We start from the raw sequence: 695 nt of genomic DNA, 5'->3' as shown, positions 1-695 counted from the left end.
CCGCCTCCGTCACCCACGTCACCCGCACCCGACACCTCCACCCCCACCTGCGCATCCTCAACGGCTACGGCCCCGTCGAATCCATGGGCTTCACCACCTGCTACACCATCGAGGACACCACCCCCGACACCACCACCATCCCCATCGGCACCCCCCTCACCGGCAAACACGCCTACGTCCTGGATGACGGGCTTCGCCCCGTGCCGCCCGGCGTCACGGGCGAGCTCTACCTGGGCGGCGACGGGCTCGCGCGCGGCTACGCCGGCCGCCCCGGCCTGACCGCCGAACGCTTCGTGGCCGGCCCCTTCACCCCGGGCTCCCGGCTGTACCGCACCGGCGACCTGGTGCGGTGGCTGCCGGACGGCACCCTGGAGTACATCGGCCGGGCCGACCACCAGATCAAGATCCGGGGCTTCCGCGTCGAGCCCGGCGAGGTCGAGGCCGCGATCACCCGCTACCCCGGCATCGTCCAGACGACCGTCCAGGCCCGCGAGGACCACCCCGGCGACAAGCGACTGGTCGGGTACGTCGTCCCCGCCGAGGGCTCCGCCGTCGACACCGCCGCGCTGCGGACGCACATCGCGACGCTGCTGCCCGAGTACATGGTCCCGGCGGCGTTCGTGGTCCTCGACGAACTGCCGCTCACCCCCAACGGCAAACTCGACCGCCGCGCCCTACCCGCCCCCACCACCACG

Annotated in this window: 1 protein-coding gene; it reads left to right on the top strand. The window is 72.9% G+C overall.

The window, feature by feature from the left end; translation table 11 throughout:
- On the top strand, positions 1 to 695 hold a 695-nt coding region (locus IF30_RS0140460), incomplete at both ends, for an AMP-binding protein (protein WP_030248244.1).

Source organism: Streptomyces sp. NRRL S-350 (genome assembly GCF_000719705.1).
Taxonomy (GTDB): Bacteria; Actinomycetota; Actinomycetes; order Streptomycetales; family Streptomycetaceae; genus Kitasatospora.
This window is presented reverse-complemented; position numbering and strand designations above follow the sequence as displayed.